This window comes from Nesterenkonia maliinae, from assembly GCF_051262655.1.
GTDB lineage: Bacteria > Actinomycetota > Actinomycetes > Actinomycetales > Micrococcaceae > Nesterenkonia.
The window spans coordinates 85,541-101,731 of record NZ_JBIMEY010000002.1 but is presented as its reverse complement, the minus strand read 5'-3'; the positions used below and the strand labels follow the sequence as shown (position 1 = coordinate 101,731).

Below are 16,191 nucleotides of genomic sequence, written 5' to 3'. Positions count from 1 at the left end.
AGAGCGGGCGACGGGAATCGAACCCGCGTCGTCTGCTTGGGAAGCAGAAGCTTTGCCATTAAGCTACGCCCGCATTCTGGCCTGAAGTGGCCAGGTCTCGAGATTACCAGGTGCGCCGGACGGGTGCGCGCCGCCCAGGCGTTCGAAGCATGCGAGTGCCCAACCCGGATCAGAAGGGTTGGGCTGTGCGTAGCGAGGGTGCAGTCCAGGGCTCAGCGGTCAGGCCAGCGCCCGGTCCGGCTGCACAGATGGGTCCTCGTCGCCGGGAATGTGCACATCGGCGACCGTGATGTTGACCTCGACGACCTCCAGGCCGGTGCCGTGTTCCACCACGCGGACAACCTCGCGGCGGATGTTCCGGGCGACCTCGACGATCGGCGCCCCGAATTCCACGATCACCACGAGATCCACGGCTGCCTGGCGGAGGCCCTTCTCCACCGCGACCCCGCTGCCGGCCTGCGTGCGGGAGCCGGGGATCCGCTCGGAGATCGCATCGAAGGAACGGCGTGCTGCGCCGCCCAGGGCATGCACCCCTGGCACCTGGCGCGCCGCGAGGCCCGCCAGCTTGCGCACCACGACCTCCTCGACCGTGGTGATCCCGCGTTCGGTCACGAGTGGATTCAAGGCTGACTCGGTCCGGGGCGAAGAACCTGATGCTGTGCTGTCAGCCAGCATCCATGACACCCATGACGCGGACCTTGACCCGTGCTGGGGCTCCGTCATGACCGACCATCAGCGCCTGGACCTGGGCGTCGACGTCGTCGACCACGACGCCCGCCGGACGGGTGCCGTCGATGTAGAGATCGACATAGACGACGACGCCGGTCGCCTCGCTGACGATGTCGACGCCGGTCGCCGGGGTCGTCTCGGAGTTCAACAGCCGCTGCGCGGCGGCGGTGAGGACCTGTCGGAAGCTGGGCACCAGGCGCGCCACGCCGGGCACCATGGAGACGGACTCGACCACTGCGGCCTCGAGGGCCACACGGTCGCGCTCCGGTGCGCCTGCGCGCGGGGCGCGGTCGTCCGAAGCAGCTTTTTCCGGGGCGACATTGTCTGGCGCATCGTCCATCGGAGAATCACTCATCGTGGACATCCTCCACCACCAGATCCACGTGACCGGCCTTCACGCCGATGATCAGCTCCATGCGTTCGGCGATCCGAGCACGCAGCCGTGGGGCGAACTCGATCAGGGAATGTCCGAACGCCATCGTGAGCGTCACCCGAAGATCCAGCGGCTTGCCCGGCGCGCTCTCGGAGGTGACCTTGACCCTGCGGGCGCGCAGTCCGGGCTCTTCATCCACGGCGGCCCTGACCTGTGCGCGCAGCGAGGCGGTGGTCATGACGTAGGGAAGCCCTGCGGAGGAGTAGAGCGCGGTGCTGGGGCCGCGCGCGGCCTCGTCCTCGACGATGCTCATGATGCGGGCCTTGAGTCCGCTGACCTGGTCGCCCGCAGCGGTCTCGGTGCGCCTGTAGTCGTCCACCGCGCTGCGCAGCCGGTCATAGCTCTCCAGCGCCTGGGCTTCGCTGATGTCGCCGAAGACATCCTGATCCGCAGGCTCACGCGGGTCTGAGGGCGGCTGTGTCATGCCCATCCTTTCATCCCCTCGACGATGGCCAGGCGTGCGCGATGGATCCGTCCTCGCACGCTCCCTTCGGACACGCCCAGCACCTCCGCGATCTCGCCATAGGACTGACCCTCGATCTCGTAGAGCAGCCAGGCGATCCGCTGTTCCGGAGATAGCGTGATGAGCACCTGGTCAAGCTCCCTGACCGCCGCCGATGTCTCGGCGCGGTCTTCCACGGAGGGTCCTGTCGCCGATTCTCCCACCATGTCGTCAGGATCAACAGCGTCAGTTCTGCGCACCTCGCGGCGTCGCAGGAAGTCGAGACACCCATTGCTGGCGAGCCGGAACACCCACGACTTGAAGGCCGCTGGATCCTGCAGAGAGTCCAGCCCTCGCCAGGTGGTGAGGAAGGTGTCCTGGACGATGTCCTCGGCATCCGTGCGATTACGCAGCATGCGGATGCACAGTCCGAGCAGTCGGGATTCATAGCGGTCCACGAGCTGCTCGAATGCCATCAGGTCACCATCCTGGGCTCGCGCGACCAGCGTGACCTCATCAGGACCGGGGGAAGGTGCTCCGGCGCCGGTGGTCTGCCGTGACATGGGCTAATAGTACACAGACACTGGGAAGAACTTGGGCGGCTTCAACGTTCCACTCTGATGGAGCCAAAACCGGCAAATTCAAGCGCACATTCACGACCATGAGGAGATCCATGCCCACGGCGACTGCAGCACTCGACGGCGAGACGATGCACCGGCTCTTCGAGGGCCGGCACACGACGCACCTCTTCTCCGAAGGTGCGGTCGACCTGGAGTTGATCCACCAGGCCTACGAGGACGCTCGCTGGGCACCGACCTCCATGAACTGCCAGCCGATGCGCCTGACCGTGCTGAACCCCGGTGAACGACGCGACGCCGTCGTCGAGCACTTCAAGGGTGACAACGGCAAGAAGACCACCGCGGCACCACTGACCGTGGTCCTCGCCTATGACCCGAACTGGCACGAGCACATGCCCGCGCTCTATCCCCAGATGGAGGGCCTGCGGGAGAAGTTCGCTGATCGGCTCGAGTTCCGCGAGAAGATGGGGCGCGACAACGCCTTCCTGCAGGCCGGGTATCTCATCGTGGCGCTGCGCGCACACGGTCTCGATGTCGGGCCGATGGCGGGACTGGATGCCCCCGGGGTCGACGCCGAGGTCCACGCAGAGACGGGCTGGAAGACCCTGATGGTGCTCAACGTGGGCCATGGCCCCAGCACCGAGGAGGACGCTCAGTACCCGCGGGGCGAGCGTTTCGACTTCTCTGAGATCTCCCAGGTCTACTAAGCGGCTTCGGGACCCGGAACACAGCGCCCGCGAGCGCCGCTCAACGTGGCAGCGACGTCGAGAATCAGCTCACATGCAGGAGCCTCGCTGGCTCCGACCAGCGCCACGCACTAGTTTCGACAGGTGCATGAGTCCTTCAAGGGCCTGACCTGACCACCAACCGCAAGGAGCATCATCATGGCTGAGAATTCACCACAGATCACCGGCAAGACCATCGCACTGCTGGTCACCGACGGGGTCGAGCTGCCCGAGCTGACCGAACCGATCGCCGCCATCAAGGCGGCCGGTGGAACCGCGAAGATCGTCTCCCCCAATGAGAAGTCGCTGCAGGCGATGGAAGGGGACTGGAACCACTCGGATCACTTCGACGTGGACGTCCAGCTCGGTTCCGCCTCCGCAGGCGACTACGACGCTCTGGTGCTGCCCGGCGGCACCCTGAACGCCGACAGCCTGCGTATCGATGAGGACGCCAAGAAGTTCGTCTCCGCGTTCTTCCAGGCCGAGAAGCCGGTCGCCGCGATCTGCCACGGTTCCTGGATCCTCACCGACATCGAGCAGGTCAAGGGCCGCCGGGTCACGAGCTACCCGTCCCTGAAGACTGACCTCACCAACGCCGGCGCCGAATGGGTGGACGAGTCCGCCGTCGTCAGCAACGGTCTGGTCACATCCCGGACCCCCGATGACCTGGAGGACTTCAACCACGCGTTCCTGACGCTGGTCGCGAAGTCCTGAACACCTGGACATGAACATCTCGCTTCCGCCGATGAGCTGATGGCGGGGGAGCGCTGCGGCCAGGATCCGACAGGGGTCCTGGCCGCAGCTGTGTGCAACGGCCGCCTGCAGCGCGGAGGCCTTCTGGGCGGAGCGTCACCGCCGGGTCTTGAGTCATTGTGCGCGGAATCGGCGCATGTCTGAATAGTGTCCATGTCGGCCAGCGAGGGCGCTGCTTCCACCTCCACCAGGATGCGTCTGCTCTGGGCCTTCTCCCGCCCCTACACCCACATCCTGGCGCTGGCGCTGGTGCTCTCGCTGGTGGTGTCCGCGATGGCGCTGGCCACGCCTCTGGTCACCCAGTGGGTGCTCGAGACCGTCGCGGACGGAGGCTCGCTGCGGGACCCGGTGCTCGTGCTTGTGGGTCTGCTGGTGCTGGGGGCGGTGGTGACCTGGTTCCAGTGGGTGATGCTGGGCAAGCTCGCCGAGGACGTGGTCTATGACGCGCGCCGCGCGATGATCACCCGGTACCTCGGGGCTCGAGTCTTCGAGCTGCTCACGCGCGGACCGGGCCAGCTGGTCACCCGGGTCACCTCGGACACGCTGCTGCTCAATGAGGCGGCCTCGAACTCGATCGTGGGCCTGGTCAACGGCACCATCATGCTCATCGGATCGCTGGCGCTGATGGCGTACCTCGACCTGGTGCTCCTGGGCACGACGCTGGTCTGCGTGGTGCTGGTGGTCCTCTCCTTCGCCTTCCTTCTGCCGCAGATCTCGAAGGTGGAGGAGCAGGCCCAGGCCAGCCTCGGCGAGCTCGGTGATGAGCTCGAAGGTACGGTGCGGGCGATCAAGACCGTGAAGTCCTCCACCGCGGAGGCCCGCCGCTTCACCGTGCTGATGCACCACGTGGCCGAGTCACGGCGTTGGAGCCTCCGCTCGGTGCGCATCCAGGCCGCCGCCTGGACCATCGGGGTGACCGGGGTCAATGCCTCGGTGATCATGGTGCTGGCGATCGGGGCATATCGGGTCTCGATCGGGGAGATGACCGTCTCGGTGCTGGTGGCGTTCCTGCTCTACGTGTGGGGCCTCGCTGGCCCGGTCATGGAGCTGACCGAGGACCTCACCGCGCTGCAGTCCGGGCTCGCCGCGGCCGGTCGGATCAGTCAGATCCAGCAGCTGCAGGTGGAGTCCGAGGAGGCAGATGTGAGCATCGTGCCCTCCTCCGTCAAGGACGACGACGCTGCCGCACCGATCTTCCCCAGCACGGTCCCGGCGCGTGAGCCCGATCCCCGTAGAGGGGACACCCCGGCGCTGCAGTTCACCTCGGTGACCGCCCACTATGGCGCAGACTCCGCACCGGCGGTGGCTGACCTGGATCTGAAGATCCCGGCTCGTGGTCACGTCGCCCTGGTCGGGACCTCCGGCGCAGGCAAGACCACGGTGCTGGCCCTGGCGATGCGTTTCCTGGAGCCCTCGGCCGGGACTTTGGCGCTCTTCGGCACCCCGTATGCGCAGCTGAGTCACGCGCAGGTGCGCGCCGCATTCGCCTATGTCGAGCAGGAGACCCCGGTCATCCCCGGGACGCTGCGTGAGAATCTGGTGTTCTCCAACCCGGCGGCCACGGAGCGGGAGCTGGAGGTCGTCCTGGACCGGCTCCAGCTCACGGAGAAGATCTCGAGCCTCCCTGAAGGGTTGGATGCGCGGCTCACCGACACCAACTTCTCGGGCGGGCAGCGCCAGCGGATCGCGCTGGCCCGCGCCCTTCTGGCGAGGCCGCGGATCCTGCTGCTGGATGAGGCCACCGCGCAGGTGGACGGGATCACCGAGGCCGCCATCCATGCCACGATCCGCGAACACGCCTCCCGAGCGGCGGTGATCACCGTGGCGCATCGACTCTCCACCGTCGTCGACGCGGACCAGATCATCGCGATGGATGCCGGGAGGGTGACCGGTGCGGGCACCCATGCGGAGCTGTTGCGGGAGAACGCGCTCTATCGGGATCTGGTGGGGGCGCTGCGCCTGGATCGGGGGTGAGGTCCCCCGGTTCGGAGAACGGGATCTCCGCGGTCTCGGCTCGGGTCGCTGCACAGCCACCAGGGGTGCCCTAATGTGGAGACATGAATGAGACTGAGACCATGGCACACACTCCGCACCCCTCCCACATGGGCCATCTGCGCCGTGAACGACTGGTCTCGGCCCGGCTCTACGTCTGCACCGATCTGCAGCGGTTCATCACCCGGCCCGAGGCGGGACCGGTGGACGAGCTGGACTTCGATGCGCTGCGCGACTTCTTCGTGGCCGCCTACACCGGCGGCGTCGACATCATCCAGATCCGCGACAAGGGCGTCGCGGTGCAGACCGAGATCGCTGCACTCACCCTGCTGCGCCAGGTGGCCAATGAATACGGCGGGCTCTCTGCCGCGAACGATCGCGCCGACGTCGCCGTGATCACCGGGGTCGACGTCTTCCACGTCGGTCAGGACGACCTGACCACGGAAGAGGCCCGAATGGTTCTGGGCGACGACGTCGTCATCGGGCGGTCCTGCCAGACCATCGAGCAGGTCCGGGAGGCCGATTCAGACATCGGTCTGGACTATTACTGCACCGGTCCGATCTGGGAGACCCCGACGAAACCTGGCCGGGCCGCCGTCGGCCTCGAGCTTCCCGCCCAGGCGGCGGGCCTGGAGAGCTCCAAGGCGTTCTTCGCCATCGGTGGGATCGATGAGACCAACATCGGCGAGGTCACCGCGGCCGGCGCCGACCGCGTGGTGGTTGTCCGCGCCGTGACGCAGGCTTCTGACCCGGCCGCGAGCGCCCGGGCGCTGCGCGAGCAGCTGCCCGCTTAGAGCCTGACTTCTGCTTCGACTCAGGGTTGGAGCCGGACTTTGATCCGGAAGTGGAGCCGGACTTCGACTCGACGCCGGTGCTGATCTCGCTGCGACCGCTGCCGGGCTTCCGGCCGCGGGCCACCCCGATGAACTCCTGGATCACCGGCCCATCGGCCTCACGAAGCCACGCCAGGCCCACGTCGTAGCCGGGGAGGCCCTCGACCTCACGGATCACGATGTCCCGACGGGCCAACATCCGGGCCACTGAGTTCGGCAGGATCACGAGGCCGGCACCGGAGGCGACGACCTCCAGGGCCATCCGCTCCCCTGCCGCAAGATCGGCTCCCAGCTTGGGCGTGTGGACGTCGTCGGCGGCGGCCTGCTCCACCTCGGGCGCCGGGATCATCTCTGCCGGATCGAAGAAGGGCTCCCCGGCGATCTCCTCCCAGGTCACGGAGGTCTCGGCGGCGGACACCCAGTGGTCGCGGGAGGCGCAGACCACCGGGGCCTCGCGGTAGAGCCAGACTCGGTGCAGATCGTCGCCGGTAGGTGCCTGCGCGTCGTCGGGGAATCGGATGTAGCCGACGTCCACGGTGCCGGCCCGGAGGCGTTCGAGCTGGCCTGCCTCATCGAAGCGGTCCACGCTCAGGGCGAAGTCGGGGTACCGCTCACGCCAGCGCGTCACCCATTTGTCCGGCGTCGCGCCCGGTATGGCTCCCAGTCTCATCGGATCAGTCTACGGAGCGCTCGCCGCTCGGGCCCTCAGCCAGTCCACGGCGCGGTCGCGGTAGGCGCTGAAGCCCTTGTAATCGGCCATGTCCTCGGGCAGCTCGGCGAGCACGGCGGCCAGCCTCTCCCGCCAGGGCTCGACCTCCGCGATGACCTCGAAGGGGAGCTGGTAGGTGCGGATCAGGAACATGACACAGCCGGATTCCGGGAGTCGCAGCAGGTGCTGAACCTCCACCCGCAGGTGCAGCTCGGCGCCGAAAGCGGCGTCGTCGACGTCGTGGATCCGGTCTCTGCCAGGTCCCCACTCGGGGTAGTTCTCGGTGGACAGGTCGAGGTGACCCCCGATGGCGAGCGACCAGTTGGTGCGGCGGTACGGGGCATCCGGCTGCAGGCGCATCACCAGCTGCTGGGCTCGGGCGATGACGCCGGTGTCATGGACCCGCGGCACCGGCCCGTGGATCTCCAGGAAGCTCATGCCCAGATCGAAGCCGAAGGACCAGTTCGACGCGAAACAGACCAGGCCGGCATCCACGAAGAGCTGGTCCTCGCGCTGGTCCAGCAGGACGATGTCCTCCTGGACCTGGTCACCGATGAACGCCAGCGGCTCCTGCGGCAGCGTGCGGGGATCTCCGTAGACGAACCGCTGGTCGATGCCACGGCGCCGGTTGGTCCACCAGAATGTCCCGGCGGAGTCCCGACGCAGCGTCATGCTCTCCGGATAGGCGGCAGCCAGCTCCTGCATCAGGGTCAGCATGGCGTCCCACGCCGCCGGACGCATATGCGGCAGCACCTGCATCCGCGAGGGGTCTGCGCTCAAGATGGCCTGTCGCTCGGAGAGTTCAGCCTCGTACCCAGCATCGATGTGCAGCACGCTGTCTCCCCATCGGCCGGCCGGCGTCTGCACCGGCTGACCTGCAGGTCCCAGATTCGTGGAGTATCGATAGCTGTCTTGGGCGAAGGGGAACGGGAAGGCGCGGACCCGATCCCCGGCGGTGGTACCGGTACTCGACTCGGCTCTCACAGGGGCACCTCCAGCGGGCCGGAGGCGGCTCGGGAGACGCAGCACATGAGTGAATCATTGGTGGCCCGTTCATGGTCCTGCAGGTAGTGATCGCGGTGCAGCGGGATCCCACCGGTGACGTCGATCCGGCATTCCCCGCAGAATCCCTGCCGGCAGAGGTTCGGCACCGGGATCCCCTGGCCTTCGAGCTCCTCCAGGAGGCTCCGCCCGGGTGCCACCGTGATGGTCTTCTGCGAAACGCTCAGGACGACGTCGAACGCCTCCCCCGCCTCGAGCACGTCGGTGCCGAAACGCTCGGTGTGGATCCGCTCGGCCGGCCAGCCCCGGTGCGCGGCCATCTCGCAAACCGCGTCCATGAAGCTCTCCGGCCCGCAGCAGTAGAGGTGAGTGCCGAGAGGCTGACGCTGCAGACGCTGCTCCAGTGCGGCACGGAACTCGACGCGGTCGGTGGAGCGGTGCAGTGAGCCGCCGGCGAGGTCGCGCAGCTCCTCCAGGTGGACGCCACGGCCGGGCCGGTGCAGGTAGTGGACCTCCACCGGGTGGCCCCAGCGGACCGCGGCGCGCAGATGCGAGAGGATCGGGGTGACCCCGATGCCCGCGGCGATCAGCAGATACCTGCTGGCCTTCTGCACCGGAGGAAACAGCGATCGCGGAGCGCGGGCGAGGACCGTGTCCCCCGGGCGACGCGCGTGCAGCCAGCCAGACCCGCCCTGTCCGGACCCCGAGCGGAGCACCGAGATCAGGTAGGCCTCCGGCATCTGGGACTCCCCGTGCAGGGAGTAGGCGTTGACCGTGGGTCCACACTCAAGGACCAGGTGGCTCCCGGGGGTGAAGGACGGCAGCCAGCGACGATCGGGACGCGCCAGCGTGAGCGTGCGCACCCCCGGGGCCGCGTCCACCACGTCGGTGACTTCCAGGGTGAAGGTGCTCATGCCGGCTCGCCCGTCGGCTCCAACCGCGGCTCCGGAGCGCGCGTGACCCCGAGGAAGCCTCCGCGCAGCGGCGAGAGGTGATCGTGGACCACCAAGGTTTCCGCACAGCCCGCACATGTGATGAGGCGGGTCGCTCGTGCGGTGGTGAGCGTCGTCGTCGCACAGTGCGCGCAGGAGACGGGAACCCGGTCCACCTCCGTGGTGCCCACGATGATCTCTGCGCCGAGCAGCCCGGCCTGCAGCGCCCGTGCGCGGGTGCGCAGGACGTCCGTCAGCGGTCCGGCGAGCATCAGCCTCCACCCGACGACGGCGCGCTGGAGCTCCGCGGTCATGATGCGCTGCTCCTCGGCGCGGTCTCCCGGTCGAAGCGCCACGATGCGATGTGCGATGGCCAGGTCGCTCAGTTCGCGGCTCCACCCTTCGGCGAGCGCCGTCGCGGAAAAGCTGAGGATCGTGGTGGAGGCGGCGGCGGGGTCCACCGGCTGCGCGGTGGGCGTCCGCGCCCACTCAGGAACGCTCGTGTGGTCCAGGACCGGCGCCATCTGCCCTCCCGGGTGTCAGAGAGTGGTTTTGTAGCGGACACGATATCGTCGCTCGACGGACCGGTGGAAGTCCCACCCGGCGCGATGAGCTGGGGTCAGGCCACCTTCTCTTCGAGGAACGTCAGCGCACGGTCCCAGGCGAGCTGGGCGCGCTGTGGATCGTAGGTGCCGATGGCGTTGGTGTCGTTGTGGAAGGCGTGGCCGGCGTCGTAGTAGAAGTAGGTGACCTCCGCGCCGGACTCGGCGCGGATCTGCATCTCCTGCTCGCGGGCCTGCTCCACCGGGTAGCTCTCATCGTGTTCGGCGTAGTGGCCCTGCACCGCGGCGGTGACCCCGGTGTAGCTCTCCGGGACGCCCTGGCCCACTCCGTAGAAGGGCACTGCGGCGGAGATCTTGTCGCCCTGCTGGGCGGCCATGGCGAGCACGAACCCGCCGCCCATGCAGAAGCCGATGGTCCCGGCGGTGGCTGAGGTGACCGCGTCCAGTCCCAGCAGGTGATCGGTGGCGCCGGCGAGCAGCCGGGCGCCCTCCTCGGCGGGCAGCTTTGACATCATCTCTCCGGCCTCATCCCCGTCGTGGGTGATGGATCCGCCGTAGAGGTCTGGGGCAAGTGCCACGAAGCCAGCGGCGGCGAGACGGTCGGTGACGTCCTTGATGTGGTCGGTGAGTCCCCACCACTCCTGGATCACGATCACGCCGGGTCCGGAGCCGCTCTCGGGCAGCGCCAGGTAGCCGTGACCGGTCTGCTCGCCGGTGCCGGTGCCGTTGCCGTTGAGGGAGAAGGTGGTGTTCTGGTGTGGGGTCTGTTCACTCATGGTCTGACTCTAACGAACCCGTGGATCTCTCGGACTCGAGATGACCCCGAACGCACGGAGCCGCCGCCCGACCCTGTGGGATCGAGCGGCGGCTCCGTAGTTCACGTACTGCAGCGCCTCAGATGCTGCGGCAACTGAGATGCTGCGATGTTTCAGATGCTGCGGTGCTTATTCGAGCTCAGAGGCGAGATCGCGCTCGTAGAGCTCTTCGAGGGAGGACTGCACGGACTCCATCTGTTCGGCCACGTCCACGTCGTTGGTCAGGATCTCCTGCAGGGCCTGCGAGAGCTCCAGGTCACCGCCGGGGAGGAATACTCGAGCGTTGTCCTGCGAGCGGGCGCGGTCGAGCTGCTCGACGGCCACCTCGAACTGCGGGGTCTCCTCATAGACTGCCGACATGTCGGCGTCCTGCTGGACCGGCATGTAGCCGGTGGCCTCGGAGAACGTCGCGGTGTTCTCGGTGTTGGTCATGAAGCCGATGAACATGGCCGCGGCCAGCTGCTCTTCGGGCTCGGAGTCAGCCGAGATCATCAGACCCGCACCGCCGGTGGGGGTCTCACCCTCAGCTTCCGGACCGCCGGGGAGGAAGGCCACGCCCACCTCGAACTCAGCGGTGTCCAGGATCCCGCCGAGGGAGCCGGTGGACTGCACGATCTGGCTGGTGGCGCCGGAGCCGAAGTCGTCGGCCGGATCACCGGAGGAGACCGAGGCCCAGTCATCGGTGGCGTCCTGCGCAAACTGGATGGCTTCCACGGTCTGCTCCGAGGACACTGCGGAGAAGTCCCACTCCTCAGACCAGGAGCCGCCATAGCCCCAGATCAGGTTCTGCATCCACCAGGCGGGGTACTCCTCCTGAGGCGGGAAGGAGAACGCGGAGTCCGCGGTCCCGGCTTCCATCAGCTGCTGGGAGACCTCACCGACCTCCTCCCAGGTCTCGGGGGGAGACTCGATGCCCGCTTCTTCATAGTGATCGGCGTTGTAGTAGAAGAGCGGCGTGGAGCGGGCATACGGCACACCGTAGTGGGCGTCCTCGTAGACGTAGTCCTCGTAGAGCGCTTCGACGTAGCCGTCGGTGTCGACATCGGCGGCCTCAAGGACCTCATCGACCGCCAGCAGCGAATCGTTGAGGTAGTTGGGGAACCACGTGGCATCCGAGAGGACGACGACGTCGGGGGTCGCGCCGGTGCCCTGGGAGGTCTGGAACCCCTGGGAGGTCTCCTCGTAGGTGGCACCGGAGTTCTCCAGGGTCACCTCGATGCCGGTCTCCTCGGTGAAGGCCTCGATCATGGCCTCCTCCTGGTCCACGGAGGCGCCGGGGTGGTTGGACCAGAAGACGATCTCCTCGGCGGGCTCGACCTCGGCCCAGTCCACGCCCTCGCCGGCCTCCTGCTCTTCACCGGAGGTGTCGGGGCCGCAGGCGCTCAGTGCGAGTACGGCGATGCTCAGGGCTGCGACGCCCGTCGTCGTCCTGCTGTTGATCTTTTTCATCATGGTGCTCCTTGTGGTGCGGTGACTGATTCGGATTCGGTACAGGGAGGTCTAGGTGGCGTGGTGCGTCCGGGCGGTGAGCGTCGGGGCTGGGGTCATTTCACCGAGCCCTGAGTGAGTCCCGCCACGATGTACTTCTGCAGGGCCGCGAAGATGATGAGCATCGGCACGATCACGATCACCGCGCCGGCCATCAGGATCCCGTAGCTGCCGGCCTGGGATTCCACTGACTGCAGCAGGTTCAGACCCACCGGAAGGGTCATCTTCTCTGCGCTGCCGGTGATCACCAGCGGCCACAGGAAGCTGTTCCACTCATTGACCACGGTGACCAGCCCGACGGTCGCGATGGCCGGGATCGACACCGGGGCCGCGATCTGGAAGAGCTTGCGCACGTGTCCGGCGCCGTCGAGCTCGGCCGCCTCGAACATCTCCTTGGGGAGGGCCATGAAGTGCTGGCGCAGCAGGAAGGTGCCGAAGGCGGTGCCCAGTCCCGGCAGGATGATGCCCCAGAGGGTGTCGCGGCCGCCGAGGCCGGTGATCGTCAGGTAGTTCGGCAGCATCGAGACCTCGGGCGGGACCATGAGCGCCACCAGGATCCCCAGGAAGATGAAGTTCCGGCCGGGCACCTTGATGAAGACCAGCGCGTAGGCGGTGGTGACCGCCAGGAACACCTTGATGCTGGACCCGACGATGGTCACGTAGATGCTGTTGCCGAACATGGTCAGCAGCGGGACCCGATCCACGACGTCGCCGTAGTTGCTCATCGAGGGGTCCTGCGGCAGAAGGGTGGGGTTCAGCGTGACGATCTCGCTGGGCGGCTTGAAGCTGGAGGAGACCATCCAGGCCAGCGGCAGCACGATGATGATCAGCGCCACGATGATCGGCAGGTATCCGGTGAGGATCGTGTCGGCCAGGTTCTGTCGGCTGAACGCGTCCAGCCAGCCGCCGCGGCGCCTCTGCCTGCGCTCGGCCTTGGTCAGCTTCTGCTTCTTCTGCGGGGCGATGTCGCGGGGCCGGGCGTCTTCCACGGGAGGTCGCGATCGGGTGAGGCTCATGAGTAGTGCACCTTCCGCTCGACGAAGCGCAGCTGGACAGCGGTGATGAGGAACAAGGTGAAGAAGAGCACCACGGCGATGGCCGCGGAGTAGCCGGCCCGCTGGTAGGCGCCGAAGGACTGCAGGTAGATCTCGAAGATGATGGTGTTGGTGCCGTGACCGGTCGGGGTCATGGTGCGCAGGATGTCGAAGGCGTTGGTCATCGAGAAGAGGATGTTGGTGACCAGCAGGAAGAACACCGTGGGGGTCAGCAGCGGCAGCGTGACCGAGACGAAGCGGCGGATCGGGCCGGCCCGGTCGATGGTCGCGGCCTCGATCAGGTCCTTCGGGATGGACTGCAGCCCGGCGAGGAAGACCACCGCGCAGTAGCCGAGGTTCTTCCAGACGTAGACGATGATCACCATGAACAGCGACCAGTCCTCATTGAGGTACCACTCCGGCGAGCTGATTCCGAAGAAGCCCAGGATGTGCGAGAGGCCGCCGCGGGTGGGGTCGAAGATGAAGTTCCACACCATCGCGACGCCGACGCCGGAGAGCACGTAGGGGGAGAACACGGCGGTGCGGGCCGCGGTCTTGCCCGGGATCTTCTTGTTCAGCACCAGCGCGATCAGCAGCCCCAGGATCATCGAGCCCAGGACCGCGCCGGCGGTGAAGATGCCGGTCACCCGCCAGACCTCCAGACCGGAGTCCGAGGTGAAGAACGCCACGTAGTTCTCCAGTCCGATCTGGGTGGCGCTGGAGGAGCCCAGCCGCCAGTCCAGGGTGGAGTAGTACATGTTGGAGAACAGCGGGTAGTAGATGAACGCGAGGATCAGCAGGATGTTGGGGCCGGCGAAGAGCAGGAACAGCGACCAGTTCTTCGATTGCCGTCGGCGATGCGCGCGGACACGCTTTCGCTCCAGCTCGGTCTGCACAGCAGGGCTCATCCAGGTTCCTTCCAGTCTCTACTGAACTCATGTTAGCCACGTCACCGACGGAGAGGATGACAACGGGTGAACTCCACGTGAACCCGCCCAAAGTGAGAGACAGATCACAGGTGCTCAGTGTATGTCCTGCCGCTCGGGCGCGGCTCGCTAGGCTGGTGGGGGTTGACCACGCAGGTCGACGACTGACGTGGACGAAGCCTGATGCGGACGATGACACATTCCGGCTTGGCGACGACTTCCTGGCGAATGAGGAGCGGCGATGATCGAACTGGTGCTGCTGGGCGTCTTCGCAGTGCTGCTCGCCAACTACGTGCTCGCTCTGGCGGTGTTCGCCCGCCGCGGGCTGGAGGGGAACTGGCTGCTGGTGGTCCTGCTCACCGGCACCACCGGTGCAGCGCTGGCCGCGGTGCTCGCCGCGCTGTCCGACGACGGCGCCCGGTACCTCGACGTGGCCCTGGTCCTCACCGGGACGGCGGCGGTCGCCGCGGCGGTGCGCGCCGGGCTGCCCCGGCACCGCTCACCCGCGGAGGAGTCGGCATGAGCGAGCTCAGTCAGATCGTGGCGATGGCCCTGATCCTTGCCGGGACCTTCTTCTTCACCGTGGGCACCCTGGGCCTGATCCGGTTCCCGGATCTCCGCAGCCGCCTGCATGCGCTGACCAAGGCCGACAACCTGGGCCTCGGGCTGGTGCTCGCCGGCATCGCGCTGCTGATGGGCAGCTGGACCGGGGCAGTGGTGCTGGCGCTGACCTGGGTGTTGGCCTTGGGCGCGGCGTCGATCTCGGCGCATGTGCTCGGCGGGATCGACGCTGGGGACGAGTCGGCTGAACATGGGTCAGTTCAACGCGGGTCAGTTGAGCGCGAGTCGCCGGAGCCCAGGTCATGACGGACGGCGTGCCGGCGGCAGATCTGGTGCTCGGCGCCGGGCTGCTCGCGTCGGTGCTGTGCACCGTCCTTCCGCGGTCGCGGTTCGCGCAGTCCATGGGCCTGCTCGGCCTGGGCGTACTGACCACGCTGGCCTGGCTGCGACTGGGCAGCGTGGATGTGGCGCTGGCCGAGGCCGGGGTCGGCGGTGGGATCCTCGCCGCGCTGTTGGTGTGGGTCTCGGTGCGATCCCCCGCTCAGCCCTCCCCCGATGCTGCCGCCGCTCCGCAGTGGCCATGGCTGCGCCCGGTGGTGGGAACGCTCAGCGCCGTCGCGCTGATCATCGTCGTCGCGGCCGTCTGGCTGCGCGCTGAGCAGTCGCTGCCCGCCTGGGATGCCGCGCTCGCCGCGAACATGGACCTGACCGGGGTGGAGCATGAGATCACCGGGGTGCTTCTGGTCTTCCGCTTCTACGACACGCTGCTGGAGTCCGCGGTGCTGATGCTCACCGCCGTCGCGGTGCTCGCGCTGGGCCAGGGTGACGTGGGATCCCGCGCGGGACTCTGGGCCGCACTGAGCCCGCAGCCAGCGATCCCGGCGAGCCTGCACTGGCTGATCCGGGTGTTCGCCCCGGTGTTGTTCCTTGCCGGGCTGTGGCTGCTCTTCGCCGGCAGCACCGACTCCGGCGGGGCGTTCCAATCCGGGGCGGTGCTCTGCGCAGTGCTGATCCTGCTGCGCAGCGCCCAGGTGCCCATGGAGAAGCTCACCGCGAGCTGGCTGCGCCCGGCGCTGGTGGCCGGCGTCGTCGTGTTCATCCTGGCCGCCCTGGTGCACCTGGACACGCCGTTCTCCTTCCCAGTGCTGCTCACCGTGGAGATCCTGCTGACGCTGGGGATCGCGGCCGGTCTCTATACGATCTACCTCTGCCTGGAGAACCCCGGCTGGGAGAGCACGAGCCTGGAGACTGCAGCGCGGCGGGCGGGCGGCTCATGATGCTCGCGCAGAGAGGCCTGAGCGTGGACGCGATCGAGCTGACCCAGATGCAGTGGTACCTGCTGCTCGGCACGGCGATCGCGGTGATCGGGCTGGTGCGGATGCTGCTCACCCGAGACCTGGTCGCCCGGCTGATCGCGCTCAACGTCACCGGCATCGGCTCGCTGATGACCATCCTCGCCCTGGCGTCCCGCACGTCGGAGCCCGGGGACGCCGCCGGCGCAGGGTCCGGGATCGATCCGGTGCTCTCGGCGCTGGTGATCACCGGGCTGGTGCTCACGGTGGCCTTCACCGGACTGGGCGTGGTGCTGATCCGTCGGATCGAGGGCGCCCAAGACCAGGACGACGTCCAGAACCCCGACCGCTCCGGGGATGCGGGGGCCCAGGAGTGACCACACC

Annotated in this window: 20 protein-coding genes and 1 tRNA gene; 8 read left to right on the top strand and 13 right to left on the bottom strand. The window is 67.5% G+C overall.

Going from position 1 to position 16,191, the window contains the following annotated elements:
* Nucleotides 1-2: 2 nt before the first annotated feature.
* The 5 genes from ACHAA4_RS04940 to ACHAA4_RS04920 all read right to left on the bottom strand — a co-directional run bounded on the left by ACHAA4_RS04940 (nucleotide 3) and on the right by ACHAA4_RS04920 (nucleotide 2,167).
* Nucleotides 3-73: transfer RNA gene (locus ACHAA4_RS04940), tRNA-Gly, on the bottom strand.
* A 146-nt stretch (nucleotides 74-219) separates the two neighbouring features.
* Complete coding sequence (locus ACHAA4_RS04935) at nucleotides 220-612, bottom strand: Asp23/Gls24 family envelope stress response protein (RefSeq protein WP_435773083.1); 393 nt, start codon at nucleotides 610-612, stop codon at nucleotides 220-222.
* A gap of 52 nt (nucleotides 613-664) precedes the next feature.
* On the bottom strand, nucleotides 665-1,084 hold the full coding sequence (locus ACHAA4_RS04930) for a hypothetical protein (RefSeq protein ID WP_435773082.1): 420 nt from the start codon (nucleotides 1,082-1,084) through the stop codon (nucleotides 665-667).
* Nucleotides 1,077-1,586, bottom strand: a complete 510-nt coding sequence (locus ACHAA4_RS04925) for a hypothetical protein (protein WP_435773081.1) — start codon at nucleotides 1,584-1,586, stop codon at nucleotides 1,077-1,079. The genes ACHAA4_RS04930 and ACHAA4_RS04925 overlap by 8 nt, the downstream gene beginning before the upstream one ends.
* Complete coding sequence (locus tag ACHAA4_RS04920) at nucleotides 1,583-2,167, bottom strand: RNA polymerase sigma factor (protein ID WP_435773080.1); 585 nt, start codon at nucleotides 2,165-2,167, stop codon at nucleotides 1,583-1,585. Before ACHAA4_RS04920 ends, ACHAA4_RS04925 begins: the two co-directional genes overlap by 4 nt.
* 110 nt (nucleotides 2,168-2,277) lie before the next feature.
* On the opposite strand from ACHAA4_RS04920, the gene ACHAA4_RS04915 reads away from it, so the two are divergent.
* The 4 genes from ACHAA4_RS04915 to thiE all read left to right on the top strand — a co-directional run bounded on the left by ACHAA4_RS04915 (nucleotide 2,278) and on the right by thiE (nucleotide 6,446).
* Nucleotides 2,278-2,889 (top strand): malonic semialdehyde reductase, encoded by a 612-nt coding sequence (locus ACHAA4_RS04915; protein ID WP_435773079.1) that lies wholly within the window; start codon nucleotides 2,278-2,280, stop codon nucleotides 2,887-2,889.
* Between the two features lie 177 nt (nucleotides 2,890-3,066).
* A complete protein-coding gene (locus tag ACHAA4_RS04910) occupies nucleotides 3,067-3,621 on the top strand; it encodes a type 1 glutamine amidotransferase domain-containing protein (protein ID WP_435773078.1) in 555 nt (184 codons plus the stop codon).
* Between the two features lie 192 nt (nucleotides 3,622-3,813).
* The gene (locus ACHAA4_RS04905) at nucleotides 3,814-5,634 is read left to right on the top strand and encodes an ABC transporter ATP-binding protein (RefSeq protein WP_435773077.1); all 1,821 of its coding nucleotides are present in this window, start codon (nucleotides 3,814-3,816) and stop codon (nucleotides 5,632-5,634) included.
* A gap of 83 nt (nucleotides 5,635-5,717) precedes the next feature.
* On the top strand, nucleotides 5,718-6,446 hold the full coding sequence (gene thiE / locus ACHAA4_RS04900; RefSeq protein ID WP_435773076.1) for a thiamine phosphate synthase: 729 nt from the start codon (nucleotides 5,718-5,720) through the stop codon (nucleotides 6,444-6,446).
* On the opposite strand, the gene ACHAA4_RS04895 is transcribed toward thiE, so the two are convergent.
* From ACHAA4_RS04895 to ACHAA4_RS04860, 8 genes are all read right to left on the bottom strand, one after another.
* Nucleotides 6,343-7,155, bottom strand: a complete 813-nt coding sequence (locus ACHAA4_RS04895; protein WP_435773075.1) for a LysR family substrate-binding domain-containing protein — start codon at nucleotides 7,153-7,155, stop codon at nucleotides 6,343-6,345. The genes thiE and ACHAA4_RS04895 overlap by 104 nt on opposite strands.
* A 9-nt stretch (nucleotides 7,156-7,164) precedes the next feature.
* The gene (locus ACHAA4_RS04890) at nucleotides 7,165-8,178 is read right to left on the bottom strand and encodes a heme-dependent oxidative N-demethylase family protein (protein ID WP_435773074.1); all 1,014 of its coding nucleotides are present in this window, start codon (nucleotides 8,176-8,178) and stop codon (nucleotides 7,165-7,167) included.
* Nucleotides 8,175-9,110 carry a PDR/VanB family oxidoreductase gene (locus tag ACHAA4_RS04885; protein ID WP_435773073.1) on the bottom strand — a complete coding sequence of 312 codons (936 nt, stop codon included), beginning with the start codon at nucleotides 9,108-9,110 and terminating at the stop codon, nucleotides 8,175-8,177. The genes ACHAA4_RS04890 and ACHAA4_RS04885 overlap by 4 nt, the downstream gene beginning before the upstream one ends.
* Nucleotides 9,107-9,652 carry a dimethylamine monooxygenase subunit DmmA family protein gene (locus ACHAA4_RS04880; protein WP_435773072.1) on the bottom strand — a complete coding sequence of 182 codons (546 nt, stop codon included), beginning with the start codon at nucleotides 9,650-9,652 and terminating at the stop codon, nucleotides 9,107-9,109. Before ACHAA4_RS04880 ends, ACHAA4_RS04885 begins: the two co-directional genes overlap by 4 nt.
* 95 nt (nucleotides 9,653-9,747) lie before the next feature.
* Nucleotides 9,748-10,467 carry a dienelactone hydrolase family protein gene (locus ACHAA4_RS04875; RefSeq protein WP_435773071.1) on the bottom strand — a complete coding sequence of 240 codons (720 nt, stop codon included), beginning with the start codon at nucleotides 10,465-10,467 and terminating at the stop codon, nucleotides 9,748-9,750.
* 168 nt (nucleotides 10,468-10,635) lie between these two features.
* Nucleotides 10,636-11,955: an ABC transporter substrate-binding protein gene (locus tag ACHAA4_RS04870; protein WP_435773070.1), complete on the bottom strand. Its 1,320-nt coding sequence runs from the start codon at nucleotides 11,953-11,955 to the stop codon at nucleotides 10,636-10,638.
* 95 nt (nucleotides 11,956-12,050) lie between these two features.
* Nucleotides 12,051-13,010 carry a carbohydrate ABC transporter permease gene (locus ACHAA4_RS04865; RefSeq protein ID WP_435773069.1) on the bottom strand — a complete coding sequence of 320 codons (960 nt, stop codon included), beginning with the start codon at nucleotides 13,008-13,010 and terminating at the stop codon, nucleotides 12,051-12,053.
* The gene (locus ACHAA4_RS04860; protein WP_435773068.1) at nucleotides 13,007-13,936 is read right to left on the bottom strand and encodes a carbohydrate ABC transporter permease; all 930 of its coding nucleotides are present in this window, start codon (nucleotides 13,934-13,936) and stop codon (nucleotides 13,007-13,009) included. Before ACHAA4_RS04860 ends, ACHAA4_RS04865 begins: the two co-directional genes overlap by 4 nt.
* A gap of 259 nt (nucleotides 13,937-14,195) precedes the next feature.
* On the opposite strand from ACHAA4_RS04860, the gene ACHAA4_RS04855 reads away from it, so the two are divergent.
* The 4 genes from ACHAA4_RS04855 to ACHAA4_RS04840 are packed head-to-tail and all read left to right on the top strand — an operon-like array spanning nucleotide 14,196 to nucleotide 16,184.
* A complete protein-coding gene (locus ACHAA4_RS04855; protein ID WP_435773067.1) occupies nucleotides 14,196-14,477 on the top strand; it encodes a hypothetical protein in 282 nt (93 codons plus the stop codon).
* Complete coding sequence (locus ACHAA4_RS04850; protein ID WP_435773066.1) at nucleotides 14,474-14,821, top strand: cation:proton antiporter; 348 nt, start codon at nucleotides 14,474-14,476, stop codon at nucleotides 14,819-14,821. The genes ACHAA4_RS04855 and ACHAA4_RS04850 overlap by 4 nt, the downstream gene beginning before the upstream one ends.
* Nucleotides 14,818-15,792: a hydrogenase subunit MbhD domain-containing protein gene (locus ACHAA4_RS04845; RefSeq protein WP_435773065.1), complete on the top strand. Its 975-nt coding sequence runs from the start codon at nucleotides 14,818-14,820 to the stop codon at nucleotides 15,790-15,792. Before ACHAA4_RS04850 ends, ACHAA4_RS04845 begins: the two co-directional genes overlap by 4 nt.
* Complete coding sequence (locus ACHAA4_RS04840; protein WP_435773064.1) at nucleotides 15,792-16,184, top strand: NADH-quinone oxidoreductase subunit K; 393 nt, start codon at nucleotides 15,792-15,794, stop codon at nucleotides 16,182-16,184. Before ACHAA4_RS04845 ends, ACHAA4_RS04840 begins: the two co-directional genes overlap by 1 nt.
* The last annotated feature ends 7 nt before the right edge of the window (nucleotides 16,185-16,191 follow it).

Bases quoted from the DNA above. Each gene is read 5' to 3' on its own strand.
- ACHAA4_RS04905 (WP_435773077.1), top strand. From the start codon at position 3,814: ATGTCGGCCAGCGAGGGCGCTGCTTCCACCTCCACCAGGATGCGTCTG.
- ACHAA4_RS04850 (WP_435773066.1), top strand. From the start codon at position 14,474: ATGAGCGAGCTCAGTCAGATCGTGGCGATGGCCCTGATCCTTGCCGGG.
- ACHAA4_RS04880 (WP_435773072.1), bottom strand. From the start codon at position 9,652: ATGGCGCCGGTCCTGGACCACACGAGCGTTCCTGAGTGGGCGCGGACG.
- ACHAA4_RS04845 (WP_435773065.1), top strand. From the start codon at position 14,818: ATGACGGACGGCGTGCCGGCGGCAGATCTGGTGCTCGGCGCCGGGCTG.
- ACHAA4_RS04885 (WP_435773073.1), bottom strand. From the start codon at position 9,110: ATGAGCACCTTCACCCTGGAAGTCACCGACGTGGTGGACGCGGCCCCG.
- ACHAA4_RS04870 (WP_435773070.1), bottom strand. From the start codon at position 11,955: ATGAAAAAGATCAACAGCAGGACGACGACGGGCGTCGCAGCCCTGAGC.
- thiE (WP_435773076.1), top strand. From the start codon at position 5,718: ATGAATGAGACTGAGACCATGGCACACACTCCGCACCCCTCCCACATG.
- ACHAA4_RS04920 (WP_435773080.1), bottom strand. From the start codon at position 2,167: ATGTCACGGCAGACCACCGGCGCCGGAGCACCTTCCCCCGGTCCTGAT.
- ACHAA4_RS04930 (WP_435773082.1), bottom strand. From the start codon at position 1,084: ATGAGTGATTCTCCGATGGACGATGCGCCAGACAATGTCGCCCCGGAA.
- ACHAA4_RS04895 (WP_435773075.1), bottom strand. From the start codon at position 7,155: ATGAGACTGGGAGCCATACCGGGCGCGACGCCGGACAAATGGGTGACG.
- ACHAA4_RS04855 (WP_435773067.1), top strand. From the start codon at position 14,196: ATGATCGAACTGGTGCTGCTGGGCGTCTTCGCAGTGCTGCTCGCCAAC.
- ACHAA4_RS04860 (WP_435773068.1), bottom strand. From the start codon at position 13,936: ATGAGCCCTGCTGTGCAGACCGAGCTGGAGCGAAAGCGTGTCCGCGCG.
- ACHAA4_RS04840 (WP_435773064.1), top strand. From the start codon at position 15,792: ATGCTCGCGCAGAGAGGCCTGAGCGTGGACGCGATCGAGCTGACCCAG.
- ACHAA4_RS04865 (WP_435773069.1), bottom strand. From the start codon at position 13,010: ATGAGCCTCACCCGATCGCGACCTCCCGTGGAAGACGCCCGGCCCCGC.
- ACHAA4_RS04910 (WP_435773078.1), top strand. From the start codon at position 3,067: ATGGCTGAGAATTCACCACAGATCACCGGCAAGACCATCGCACTGCTG.
- ACHAA4_RS04875 (WP_435773071.1), bottom strand. From the start codon at position 10,467: ATGAGTGAACAGACCCCACACCAGAACACCACCTTCTCCCTCAACGGC.
- ACHAA4_RS04925 (WP_435773081.1), bottom strand. From the start codon at position 1,586: ATGACACAGCCGCCCTCAGACCCGCGTGAGCCTGCGGATCAGGATGTC.
- ACHAA4_RS04915 (WP_435773079.1), top strand. From the start codon at position 2,278: ATGCCCACGGCGACTGCAGCACTCGACGGCGAGACGATGCACCGGCTC.